This is a genomic window from Undibacterium sp. RuRC25W (genome assembly GCF_049339825.1).
Classification (GTDB): Bacteria; Pseudomonadota; Gammaproteobacteria; order Burkholderiales; family Burkholderiaceae_D; genus Undibacterium.
On record NZ_JBMPPD010000020.1, the window covers coordinates 1 to 13,282 of the forward strand.

Annotated in this window: 9 protein-coding genes; 1 reads left to right on the forward strand and 8 read right to left on the reverse strand. The window is 45.9% G+C overall.

What is annotated here, in order from left to right:
• Positions 1-252: 252 nt before the first annotated feature.
• The 8 genes from ACO0KV_RS10590 to ACO0KV_RS10625 all read right to left on the reverse strand — a co-directional run bounded on the left by ACO0KV_RS10590 (position 253) and on the right by ACO0KV_RS10625 (position 9,399).
• Positions 253-891: a DUF799 domain-containing protein gene (locus ACO0KV_RS10590; protein ID WP_423042496.1), complete on the reverse strand. Its 639-nt coding sequence runs from the start codon at positions 889-891 to the stop codon at positions 253-255.
• Positions 888-1,253: a DUF4810 domain-containing protein gene (locus tag ACO0KV_RS10595; RefSeq protein ID WP_423042497.1), complete on the reverse strand. Its 366-nt coding sequence runs from the start codon at positions 1,251-1,253 to the stop codon at positions 888-890. The genes ACO0KV_RS10590 and ACO0KV_RS10595 overlap by 4 nt, the downstream gene beginning before the upstream one ends.
• 7 nt (positions 1,254-1,260) lie before the next feature.
• Positions 1,261-1,593 (reverse strand): hypothetical protein, encoded by a 333-nt coding sequence (locus ACO0KV_RS10600; RefSeq protein ID WP_423042498.1) that lies wholly within the window; start codon positions 1,591-1,593, stop codon positions 1,261-1,263.
• Positions 1,593-2,600 (reverse strand): CsgG/HfaB family protein, encoded by a 1,008-nt coding sequence (locus tag ACO0KV_RS10605; protein WP_423042499.1) that lies wholly within the window; start codon positions 2,598-2,600, stop codon positions 1,593-1,595. The genes ACO0KV_RS10600 and ACO0KV_RS10605 overlap by 1 nt, the downstream gene beginning before the upstream one ends.
• A gap of 288 nt (positions 2,601-2,888) precedes the next feature.
• Positions 2,889-4,631 carry a glutamine--tRNA ligase/YqeY domain fusion protein gene (locus ACO0KV_RS10610; protein WP_423042500.1) on the reverse strand — a complete coding sequence of 581 codons (1,743 nt, stop codon included), beginning with the start codon at positions 4,629-4,631 and terminating at the stop codon, positions 2,889-2,891.
• 419 nt (positions 4,632-5,050) lie between these two features.
• Complete coding sequence (locus ACO0KV_RS10615) at positions 5,051-6,379, reverse strand: diguanylate cyclase (protein WP_423042501.1); 1,329 nt, start codon at positions 6,377-6,379, stop codon at positions 5,051-5,053.
• A complete protein-coding gene (locus ACO0KV_RS10620; protein WP_423042502.1) occupies positions 6,376-7,359 on the reverse strand; it encodes an ABC transporter substrate-binding protein in 984 nt (327 codons plus the stop codon). The genes ACO0KV_RS10615 and ACO0KV_RS10620 overlap by 4 nt, the downstream gene beginning before the upstream one ends.
• A 3-nt stretch (positions 7,360-7,362) precedes the next feature.
• Positions 7,363-9,399: a TonB-dependent receptor plug domain-containing protein gene (locus ACO0KV_RS10625; protein WP_423042503.1), complete on the reverse strand. Its 2,037-nt coding sequence runs from the start codon at positions 9,397-9,399 to the stop codon at positions 7,363-7,365.
• Between the two features lie 344 nt (positions 9,400-9,743).
• Here ACO0KV_RS10625 and dnaE point away from each other — a divergent pair, with 344 nt between their 5' ends.
• Positions 9,744-13,271, forward strand: coding sequence for a DNA polymerase III subunit alpha (gene dnaE / locus ACO0KV_RS10630; protein WP_423042504.1), 3,528 nt, complete (start codon positions 9,744-9,746; stop codon positions 13,269-13,271).
• Positions 13,272-13,282 lie beyond the last annotated feature (11 nt).

Genomic DNA, 13,282 nt, shown 5'->3' on the forward strand with positions numbered 1-13,282 from the left:
TTGGGTGAGATGTGTGTAGTTCATTATGCAATTTCGACTGGCCGGTCAAAAAGGCACAAATGCTATCGCATCTTGCCCTCATTAACCGGTACCGTTCATAAATTGCACTTCATCCTAGAATTCGCCTCGAATAATAGAATTATTGATATTGTTTTTCGGTATTGTTATCATGTTTCATCGCTAAATATTTTATCAAGAACAAATGAAAACTGCCACGTATAGTGGCAGTTTTTTTTGTCGTTACTTATTTATTTATTTGTTTGAGATGGCTTTGTACGGACCGTCTGGGATAGGATTTTTTCCCGTAACGAATACATCGTTATTTGCCATGCGCGTTAATGGCATATAGTTAGGTTTTGCTCTTGCAACAGCAGCATTAATTGCTGCGGAAATTAATTGCGCGAGTGGGCTGCCCGATGCGTTATTTTGCGGAGAATATTGTAATTTTTTATTTTCCTTAAAAATTTCTACCCCTTCTTTACTTACCATGCGATAGTCGAAGTCTACAGTCACGGTCGTAACGATCACGGCGTATTGAGCATCCCATCGATTGATCGTGACGTACAAAATAGCATCTGCGCCGAATAACTTAGCCAGCACTTCTGGTTTTTGCCGCTGTACCAGATCGCCCTCGTAGAGCCCTTCCTGCTCCAGTACAACCTTGGTCGTATTGACTGGGAAAACATAGTAGCCTTTTTCTGCCAACGGAACTGGTAAGGTGGATAAAACGTAGTTAGGTGCATCAACGTCCAATGAATGGTTCACGGTAGGGACTATCAAGATCGAGCGAGGGGCAGCAGTTTCGAATGCACTGAAATCTTTTTTGCTTACATTCGTTGTTGCACAACCAGTCATAACCAGAGCACACAGAATAAAGATTAATTTTTTCATTTTTTTATTTCTTCTTTGGTTGGACGACGCTCGATATTTTCGATCATTGAAGTCATGAGCGCTTTGCTCTCTGGCCATGTATCGCGTTCAAGTTTATAGTATTTGACAGCGGATTCTTTCGCCCCACTTTGTAAGTAGATTGTGCCAACTTCAGCGTAAAGCCCAGGTGCTACTTTTTGTTTTGCTGATTCGGATGCTGCAATTTGATTCTCAAGTTTTATACGAAATTCTTCTACTTTATTTGGATCTTTATATGCTTCATAAAGCAATCCATCGTAGCCACCCCATTGGTACATATCTTGTTTCTTTGTTGCACAGGCACTTAAAGCGAGAGCCATTGCGAAGATGAAATATTTTTTCATTTGATTATCACTTAATAATAAAACTGCGATGCACGCCATCACCGACGTAAAATTTTTCATTCAGTAGAATGTTGTCGCCGAAAACTACTCGTAAATTATGCGTGCCGCTCAAAATACGAACTGTCGCAACGCCTTCAACAAACTCGCCAACTGTGCCAAAATTTTGACCATCTACGAAGAACTGTGCAGTTTTTAATGATTCGCTATTTATTTCGAATGAGACACTTGGACGTTGGTCAACAATCGTTTGCTTCTCAGTAGGCATTTTTACGCACCCGCTAAGCCCACCAACAAACAATGTTACTGAAAGCAGCATCCCTAAAGAAACTCTTTTATTCATCAGTTTTTTCTTTCTTGACGTACAACTAGTTGGTCGATTTTTTGTTGATCTAATGTGCCGTTGATCAATGTTGCAGTAGATCCTTCATTCAACTCATCATCACCAAAGTTAGAGTTGACGCGAATACGGGCAACGATCTGACCAGGAAGAGTAATTTCAGCCCCAGTTTGTGGGGACTTAATTTTTTCGCCTTGCGTCTCCACGTCAAATACCATACCCGGGCGAATACCTTGGCTCTTACCGCCGCCGATAAATATTTGATTAGCGTCGTATTTGAGGATGAAAGTTTGCCATGGACGAGCGTTCATTTCGCTCGTTAGTTTGCTAACTGCACTTGTAATTGCCTGACGTATAGCAGCGTCATTTAATGTACCGTCATAACCGGCGTGAGAGCCGAAGCCAAACGTTGATGACGTTTCTGTCGATGTTTCACCAGCACCAGAAGTCGCGAAGAACACACGTCCTGTTTTGCTATCGACCACGCGCAGATCTACTTTTGCAAAAGCCACCTGACGTTTTGATGAGGACGCAAAACCGCTCTCGCCAATTGTCTTTCGTCCAAATTCAGTAAGTGAGCCGATAATTAAGGCATCCACACCAATCAGATTAAGCTTGTTGCCTGTCAGATTGCCCTCGTCTTGAAGGCGTCCGATATCAGGCCGCTCAAATACTAAATAATTCCCAGACTCAGTTAAGGACTTACTGAGCAGGTCTGTTACTTGTTTACCAAGGGGATCATCATGTTGATCGCGTAAAAGCGATTTGCCATAGCTAGTTTCGTTGGTAATACGGCCGAGCGCAATTTTTCGCTTCAAAATTGGTGATGAAATGCTCGTTGCGGCATTCAGCTCTTGCGCATTTTTTTGTGCTGCAATAGAAGTTGGAGCTTCTTTTTGAGTTATCGCAGGAGTTTGGACTGCGCATCCGCTGAAAATGCTCACAGAGGCCACAAGTGCAGGCAAAGTGAAACGTGCATAAACGCTCACATTGTCGTTGGAAAAAGCCATCGAAAATCCTTCGTTAAGAATGATGTTTTTAAATTGATTAATTGAAAATTTTTTGTTTTTTTTGACAACGATAGTAATAAAAAAACGTATTAAATTTTAACATTTATTAGCAATGTTATCTAATTTTTACTTCTTTTGAGTTGAAATATGTTGCTTAATTTGTTCAAGCGTATTTTGTGATTTGCTTAAATTTGAACAAGTGGTTATTCAACATGGCGTAAAGTAAATTTAAGCACTGGGAGGATAAAAAAAAACGGACCAATTGGTCCGTTTTTTTATTTTATTTGATTACTTTCCAAACGAATCTTTAAGCGTCGTAATCCGGTTAAACACCGGCTTCCCGAGCACGCTATCAACACGATCAGCAACAAAGTAGCCGTGGCGTTCGAATTGCAGTCGGGTGTCAGCGGCGACGTTGGCGACGCCCGGTTCGACAAAGGCGCGGATAGTTTCTAAGGATGCTGGGTTTAACAAGGTCATGAAATCTTTGCCGCCGGCATCTGGGTTGGCATCGGTGAAGAGGCGATCATACAAGCGTACTTCGGCTTCAATCGCGTCAGCGGCATTGACCCAGTGGATATTACCTTTGACTTTGTAATTGGCGCTGCCTTCGGTGCCGGATTTGCTGTCGGCAAAGTAGTTGCAATGGACGGCAATAACGTTACCGTTTTCATCTTTATCGCAGCCTGTGCACTCAACCACGTAGCCGTAACGCAAGCGAACTTTGTTACCTGGAAAGAGGCGGAAGTAGCCTTTGACTGGCTCTTCCATGAAGTCTTCTTGCTCAATCCACAGTTCTTTGCCGATGGTGAATTCGCGGTTGCCGCGTTCTGGGTGATGTGGGTGAACTGGCGCTGTGCATTGAATATTTTCACCTTCAGGGAAGTTATCGATGATGAGCTTCAATGGACGCAATACCGCCGTCGCACGTGGTGCTTTAGGATCAAGGTCTTCGCGCAGGCAGCCTTCTAAGGTGCTGTAGTCGATCCAGCCATCAGAGCGGGTGACGCCAATACGTTCGCAGAAAGCCTGAATGGATTCTGGTGTGTAGCCGCGGCGGCGGATACCGACGATGGTTGGCATACGTGGGTCATCCCAGCCGCTGACGATATTGTCTTCAACCAGTTTGCGTAATTTACGTTTGCTGGTGACGACATAGGTCAGATTCAGACGAGCGAACTCATATTGACGTGGCACCGGGCGTTGAACGAAACCACCTTGCGCCGCGTGTTCGATGATCCAGTCGTAGAACGGACGGTGATCCTGGAACTCTAAGGTGCAAATCGAATGCGAGATGTTTTCAATTGCGTCTTCGAGCGGATGTGCGTAGTCGTACATCGGGTAGATGCACCAGGCATCGCCCGTGCGATGGTGATGCGCGTGACGGATGCGGTAGATCGCTGGGTCACGCATGTTCATGTTAGGTGATGCCATGTCGATCTTGGCGCGTACGATGTGTTCGCCGTCTTTGAATTCGCCTGCTTTCATGCGGCGGAACAAGTCGAGTGACTCGGCTGGTGCGCGATCTCTGAACGGTGAGTTGACGCCCGGTTTAGAGAAGTCACCACGGTTCGCCGCCATGTCTTCGGCAGATTGGCTGTCGACGTAGGCGTGACCAGATTCGATCAGGTATTCCGCAATGGCATAGAAACGGTCGAAGTAATCACTCGCAAAATACAAATGGTTGCCGCCGCCGTTGGACGCTGGTTGTGCCCAGTCAAACCCTAGCCATTTAACGCTGTCCATGATGGAGTCAACGTATTCCTGATCTTCTTTTTCTGGGTTGGTATCATCAAAGCGCAGATGGCAACGACCTGCATAATCACGTGCCAGACCAAAATTGAGGCAGATCGATTTAGCATGGCCAATGTGCAGATAGCCGTTTGGCTCTGGTGGAAAGCGTGTGATGACGCTCGGCATGCCGTCGCGTTGGTAGGTACCAGCTGCCTGATCATTGTCAATGATCGCGCGCAAAAAGTTAGAAACGGGGGCGTCGGTTGCTGCTGCGGCTGGCTTTTTGTCGTTGCTCATAGAGTATGCTGATTAATTTTTGTAAGACTGAGATTGGTTTTTATAAGACGGAGGCTTGGTTTCTTTGCATACATTGATTGAATATTTTCTTGTCTGCTTAATAACGCAGACCGAACGCTGCAAGCATGCAAAAATCAGCCTTAGTACTTTTATGAAGGTATAACAAGTATTTTACCGTAGCGAAGCACAGAAAGTATGTTTGTTTGTGTTTTGATAGCGATTTGCTGAGGAGATGCTGGCATCGTTCATCGGGAGATAAGTCGGTATTGATTGAAATTACAGGCTTATATTGAGGATATTGCAATAAATGTGTTTTTTTGCGTTAAGTTTTAGCGTTGGTCGGTAAGCGCTGTGGTTCCGCAAAGGATGGTATTGAGCTAGTTTGGCTGAATTTGCTGCAACGGTTGAAACCGCTGAGCCTAGTGATCCTGAAATTCAACGCAATTACGACCTTTGTTTTTTGCTTCATACAATGCATTATCTGCACGGATCATGATCTCAAGTATGCTATCTGGATGACGATAGTGGGTTACACCAAAACTTGCGGTCCGGTGCCCGACGAGATGGAATTCATGTACAGCAATTGATTCACGTAATTTTTCTGAGATCACTAATGCATCCTCAGCGGAGGTTTCTCTGAAAATAACTAAAAACTCTTCCCCGCCCCAGCGTCCAACCGCGTCACTACTGCGGATGTTTTCTTGCAAGATAATACCGATGCTGACGAGCACCTGATCTCCTGCAGAGTGACCGAAGGTGTCGTTGATAGATTTGAACTTATCTACGTCAATGAGTGCGATAGAAAATTGGCTTCCATAGCGCTTGCTACGCATGTGTTCTTCTTCGAGAATCGTTTCTAACTTTAAGCGATTGAATAATCCTGTTAGCCTATCGGTATTAGACAAGTATTCGAGATCCTGATTTTTGAGCTCAAGCTCTTGTGTCCGCGCTGCTATGAGGTATTCCAGATTCGTATTGACCTCTAGCATTTTGTTATGGCTGTTTTCGACTTCTGCTGCCATGAGATTAAAACCTTCTTCGAGGTCTTGCAACTCACCGCCGGAATTTGCTTTGATTCGGGTGTCGAAGTCGCCTTTTGCCATATTATGAACACCCTCGATCAGACGTGATAACGGACGTGTTAAATCACGGCTCATACGGAACGCAAAGAAAGAGGCAACTGCGGTGCCAGCAACGCCAATCAAGAAGCAAATAAAGACGAATAAGGTCTTCGCGTGCTGACTTGACACCGTACTTAATTCTAAATAGGCAAAGCCTAGTAATTTAGGTTTGCTGGCAGATACGTTTTGTCCGTGATCGATGAGATCGAAATTGTCAGTGGCGGGAGTACCTTGATAGATGGGCGTAGCAAAAATTAAGCTGCTATGCGCTCCATGAATCACGTTTCCTTTGAGTGCTGACTGTGCGAAGTTTGATTCAATGTGATCGAGTTTGCCACTGCTTACCAACACGTTATTGAGAGCATCAGTGACGACAACACCTTGGGCATCCTCTTCTTTTAAGGTTGCTTGCGTTAAGGCTTGTAATACTTCGCGGTTCCCTGAAAATGCGCCATATTCGCAGGCGCTGCTCAGATGGCGGGCGATCAGTGCACCGCGCTCTTTGAGTGCGCCATCAATTTGAGTGGTACCAACCGCCGCAACAGTCCCTGTGAGCAAGATAGTAATGATCCACACTGGGGCGAGTGCCAGCGCTAAAATACGGTGCGAGAGGCGCCATTGTTTCATTGGGCACGCTCCGTCAGATGTTTGAGTTTATTTTGTAACTCGGAATCGGAGGCGATATTGATGCCCAACGACCGTGCGACTTGTTGGTTGGTATTGACCGAAAAATAGCGCGGATGTTGTGGCGCAGGCAAGTTGCCGTTGGATGGTAAGTTATTGATAATCTCTGCAACTTGCTGGCTGATTTGCGAAGGTAGACTATATACCGCAGCAAGTGCGCCCGCTTTGACATAGGACGCCGAAAACCCAAATAAAGGGATCTGTTGACGATAACTAGTGAGCAAAATACTTGAAATATTATTTCGGTTATATATTTTTGGATCAGGTACAGCCATCATCGCATCGCTGCTCATGAGTAACTTACGCAATGCGGTCAATAGTTCTGCATCATCTGATACGGTTTCAATGTTAAGACTAATATCTGCTTCTTTGGCCGCACTTTGCAGAGCAGGAATAGACTCTGTCTCATCTCTACCCAGCAATACGCCAACACGCGGATGACTCGACATCGTCACCTGAATCAAACCAAACTGTCGTGCCCATGATTGATCGACATAAACGGCAGAAAACCTGCGACTATCTTGCAAACGATTACTTTGTTTAATTGCTTTGATGAAGCTGTTTTGTGGAATTAGTACATTGAGCACGGGTATTGCTGGTAATTTTTGTGCCATCGCTAGCATGGCAGACGTACCTACTGCGATGATAATCTGGCTGTTTGATGTGTGTGGCAAATCATCGCTAGTGAATTTGTTGATCGCGATTATTTTGACCGCAGGGCGATTGTTGGTGGATTGGGTTAGGATATTGCCTAGGCTAATTGCGAATTCTGAATATGCGCCGCCTTCTTCACTTAATAAAATAGTGACGCCATCAACCGCAAAGCTACTAGGAGCAAACCCTAGAAATGCAAAGAAGACGATGGACTTCAGCAACCTGATTGGGGCTGATTGCTTACGAAGAATCATCAGCATCCATTTCATGCTTCAAAATTCCGTCTTGACGTTAATCCTGACTAACCGACCGGGAGCCTCATTGTCATGGCGGAGTTCAAAGTAATGTGCGTTAGCAATGTTTTGCATAATGAAAGCGACTTCGGTCGGACGTCCGTACATGATGAAGTGGCGTGAGAGTTTACCATCAAAACGCTTATTTCCCTCAATGTAATAACCCCGCCCCTGGGCCAGATTAAAATCGGTATCATTGAATTTTGTCCGTGAAATCTGATAAGCCACGAGACTACCTCGCCATTGCTCATTAAATTGATGAGTAATCATCAGATTATGGTTGTAAGCAGGGAGGGAGTCAGTATAAATGACGCCATTCACATTATCACTTTTGACCCCACCTCCTGACAGACCGTAGACGAGATGGGTTTTATCTGAGAGCGGCGCTTTCATTTGTAATTCGTAACCACGCATTAAGGCATTGCCAGCATTCAAGTTGCCGCTTTTCGGTGAATTATGGTTTTTGACGTCAATCAGATTGGTATAGTCGTCATAGAATAATCGAAAATCAAGATCGATTTTGCCTACTCGTCCTATGTAGCCGATATCGGTTGCTTTTGCTTTTTCTGTTTTTAGTTCCGGCAAATTGGGATATTCATTTGGCGAGCGCCAATATTGTTCGTAGACTTTCTCATACACTGAAGGCGCGCGTGTCGCACGTGAATACCCTATCCTTATTGTATGGTCTGGTGTGATATGCCAATTCAATGCGAGACGTGGCGTGAACTCTGTACCTGTATAGGAATTGTTCTCCAACATTGCACCGGCATTAAACAATAAGTCCGGACGGATATGCCATTCCAGATTACTAAATATACGTCCGAGACGGTAGTAAAAATTACCGTACAAGTATTGATTGTTTTCGACGCCAAGGTAGTATGGCGCGTAGGTTACGTCTTGCCTGACGCTGGCACCCCAAACGACACGTGCCGTCGGGGAGCTTGAAAACGTGTGCTGAATCTCTAGATCATCGCGCTTAAAGGAGGCATCACCATTGCTGATGCCATCGGAATCAAGTAAGCGCCCATGAATGTGTTCTTCCGTGTGGAATGCTTTGACTGCTAATTCGCCATTTCCATCAAGCGCATGACGCCAGTTAATCATTTCGAAATGATTGTCTGATGTGCGGTTAATAGAAATAAAATTGTCGTATTCTCCGGCTTGTCTGGGACCACCGTTATAGCCAAGCTGGAATTCTAACGCGTCATTTGCACTGGCTTGATAGGCTGCCCTGACATTAAAAATCCGGATATTTTTATTGTCGTACTTATTCAATGTCCAGAAAACATCGGGTGATGCTGGGTTGTGAATAATGTCTGCCTCACCACTGTCTTTGCGTTCACTCGCTGTAAGTTGATACGTCAGATTTCCGCTTTTTCCGCCATAACGAAAGACACTCTCCATACGATTTGTGCCATAGCTGATGGAGGCGTAGGCACCCTGGGTTTCTGCCGGGTGTCGGGTAATGATGCTGATGACAGCTAAAAATGAGTTAGCACCATAACTCGCCGAATCTGGGCCGCGAACAACTTCAATGCGTTCGATATCGTCGAGTACGATAGGCAGATCACTCCAGTTAACGCCACCGAAAAGCCCAGAATACACAGATCTGCCATCAATCAGCACTTGCATACGGTCTGAAGTGGTACTGGTCACCATGCCGTGATACGCAACCGTGCTGTCGGCTGAGTAAAAATTAGGGTCGGCATGATAAGCAACAAACATCCCCGGAACCAAACGGAATACCTCGGATAAGTCCCACGCGCCGGAATCGCGAATTGTCTCCCGATCTAAGACGGCGACTGCCACTGGGGCTTCATTAATCGGTTGCACCAGACGGGATGCACTCAATACAACAGGGACATCGTCGAGGAAAATAGATTCGTCGTTATTGGTTTCAGCGTATGCGAGTTGTGTATATGGTAATGCGCACAGCAACATACCCCATTTCAAAGGATTTGTTTTTTGCAAATAAGGCAATTTTTTTAAACATGAAATCAAAAAAAATGATGCCATATTGCCTGATGTGGTCTTACCGTTAGGGCCTTGCATTTGAATTAACGCTTTAACGAATAATATAAAAAAGAAAAATACCAAACCGACGAATGACCGCGTAAAAAATGCTGCGGCGCAAAAAATCAGATTTAGCCAAAGCATAATTGTGTCTGTTAAGAAAATCGATAGTTTTTCTATTACTCGAGGCGGCTTTGGTGAAAAAACCACTAAAATGAAATGGTTTATGTCTATTTTATTAAGTATGTAGGCATTTTATTGCGAGGGAGGATTCTCTCCTGATCCCACGATGAATTTGTATGACTGAAAGCCTATAAACCGTTCTCCCGACACGGTAGAATAGCGGGATGACTACAGAACTAAGCATTTCTCCAATAAATGGAGACCAAGCAGTAGCTGCAACTCCCGCAGTACCTCGCGACCCACAATTTGTACACTTACGCATTCACTCGGAGTACTCGATCGTGGATGGTCTGGTGCGCATCGACGATGCGATCAAGGCGGCTGTCAAAGATAAGCAACCTGCAATGGCAATCACCGATCTGGCAAATCTGTTCGCGATGGTGAAATTTTATAAGTCCGCTCGCGGCAAGGGTATTAAGCCTATCGCTGGTTGCGATGCCTGGATCACCAACGACGATGACCGTGAAAAGCCGTCACGTCTGATGTTGCTGGTCAAAAATCGCAAAGGATACCTCCAGTTATGCGAATTACTAGCGCAAGCCTGGCTGACCAATCAGCACCGTGGACGCGCAGAAATTCGTTATGAATGGCTCAAAAAAATCTATGATGACGGCGACGGTGGTGGCTTGATCGCCTTATCTGGCGCGCATTTCGGGGACGTCGGTATCGCCATTGATAATGGCAATCTCGATCTGGCTGAGCGTTGCGCACAACGCTGGGATAGCATTTTCCCGGATCATTTTTACATTGAAATCCAGCGCGCTGGGCAAGCTAACATGGAAAACCATGTCCGTGCGGCAGTTGTTTTGGCGAATAAGCTGAAATTGCCCGTCGTAGCAACGCATCCTATACAATTTATCAATAAAGAGGATTACACCGCTCACGAAGCGCGGGTGTGTATTTCTGAAGGCGATATGCTGGCGAATGGTCGCCGCGTACGTCGGTTTAATGATCAGCAGTGCTTCAAAACCCAGGAAGAAATGGCCACCTTGTTTGCCGATCTGCCTGGCGTTCTGCAAAACAGTGTTGAAATTGCTAAGCGATGCAATCTGACGTTAGAACTCGGTAAGCCAAAATTACCAGACTTTCCAACGCCGGATGGAATGACGCTGAACGATTTTCTGGTACATGAGGCAAAGCGCGGGCTGGAATTCCGTCTGCAACACCTTTTCCCCAATCCTGATAAACGTGAAAAAGAGCGCGAGCGCTATGAGGCGCGGCTGAAGTTTGAAACCGATACCATTATCAAAATGGGTTTCCCGGGTTACTTCTTGATCGTTGCTGACTTTATTCAATGGGCAAAAAATAACGGCGTACCGGTCGGGCCTGGTCGTGGTTCTGGTGCGGGTTCATTGGTGGCGTACTCCTTACTGATTACCGATCTAGATCCGTTGCAGTACAACTTGCTGTTCGAACGTTTCTTGAACCCAGAGCGGGTATCCATGCCCGACTTTGATATTGACTTTTGCCAGGAAGGGCGGGATCGCGTTATTCAATACGTGAAAGACCGCTACGGCAAAGACGCGGTATCGCAGATTGCCACCTTCGGAACAATGGCTGCTAAAGGGGCGATCCGCGACGTTGGTCGTGTGCTCGACTTTGGTTACATGTTCTGTGATGGCGTCTCCAAGCTAATTCCGTTTAAACCTGGTAAGCAAGTCACGATTGCAGAAGCGATTGTCGAAGAGCCTTTGCTGGCTGAACGTCAAGAAAATGAAGAAGAAGTCAAAACGCTGCTCGATCTGGCGCAACAGGTCGAAGGTATTACCCGTAACATCGGTATGCACGCTGGTGGTGTGTTGATTGCGCCGGGCAAGTTGACCGATTTCTGTCCGCTGTATACGCAGGGCGGTGATTCTGGTGTGGTCTCACAGTACGACAAAGACGACGTTGAAGCCGTCGGTCTGGTGAAGTTCGACTTTTTGGGATTGACGACGCTGACGATTCTCGATCGTGCTGTGCGTTATATCAAAATGCTCGATCCTGCGATGGCAGAATTCGATCTGGCTAAATTGCCACTCGATGACAGAGCCTCTTATGAGTTGCTGACTAAAGCCAAAACGGTTGCCGTGTTCCAGTTGGAAAGCCGTGGTATGCAGGGTATGCTTAAAGATGCACGTCCTGATCGCTTTGAAGACATTATTGCGCTGGTGGCGTTGTATCGTCCGGGTCCAATGGATCTGATTCCTGATTTCTGTAAGCGTAAGCACGGTGAGAAGTTTGATTACCCCGATCCGCGTACTGAAGGCATTTTGTCTGAAACTTACGGCATCATGGTGTATCAAGAGCAGGTGATGCAGATGGCGCAGGTGGTTGGTGGTTACTCATTGGGTGGCGCTGACTTATTGCGTCGTGCTATGGGTAAAAAGAAAGCCGAGGAAATGGCCGAGCATCGTCAGATCTTCCGCGATGGTGCCGCCAAAGATGGTTTGTCGCAGCAAAAAGCTGACGAAATTTTCGATTTGATGGAAAAATTCGCAGGCTATGGTTTTAATAAATCCCATGCTGCGGCGTATGCGTTGCTGTCTTATCACACCGCATATCTGAAAGCTCACCATTCTGCCGCGTTTATGGCAGCTAATATGTCGCTGGCCATGGACGACACAGATAAAGTCAAAATCCTCGTTGAAGATGCGATTGATATCTGTAAGCTGAAATTACTGCCACCGGACATTAATCAATCGGATTATCGCTTTGTCCCAGTTGGTGAGCCAGGTAAAAAATCGAGTCAGATTCGCTATGGTCTTGGCGCGGTCAAAGGCTCGGGTCAGAATGCCATTGAAAATATCGTTGCATCACGTATTGCCGATGGTCCATTTAAAGATCTATTCGATTTCTGTAAGCGCGTCGACAAACGCCAGGTCAATCGGCGGACCATTGAATCGTTGATTCGCGCTGGCGCAATGGATTGTCTTGGCAAAGACCGAGCCGTATTATTGGCGACAGTTAGTTTGGCGATTGAAGCTGCAGAACAGGCCGATAAAGCAGCGAATCAAGTCAGTTTGTTTGGCGATGACGATGATTTGATCCCGCCGCCACAATACATCGAAGTACCATTCTGGACAGATAAGAAACGTCTGACCGAAGAAAAACTGGCCCTCGGGTTTTATCTTTCGGGTCATCTGTTCGACTCTTATGCACCAGAGGTTCGTCAGTTTATTAAAACCACGCTGGCGAAGGTGGAGCCTTCACGCGATTTACGTTTGATTTGCGGCATCATTACGGGTGTTCGCACACAGATGACGCAGCGCGGCAAACTGATGGTGGTAACGCTTGACGATAGTACGGCGGTGGTTGAAGTGACGGTCTACAGTGAGTTGATGGAAGAGTTTAAGTCGCTGCTGAAAGAAGATGAATTCTTGGCGGTATTAGGCAAAGTCTCTGAAGACAGATTCTCTGGCGGCTTGCGGATTTCTGCTGAAAAAGTCATGGATATTGGTCGCGCGCGCGTGCAGTTTTCACAAGGCTTGCGATTGACGCTCGATAACAAAACCGACACCAAAAAATTACAAGAAATACTTAAGCCACATCTGAATTCTGAAGGTTGTCCGGTCTTGATTAATTATAAAAATGAGACCGCTAGTGCAGAGCTTTATTTATCGGATCAATGGCGGGTTAATCCGGACGATGAATTGCAGCTGAAGTTAGTGAAGATGTTGGCGCAAAACAAAGTGGCGATTGTGTACTCTTAGCGAGAGAACTA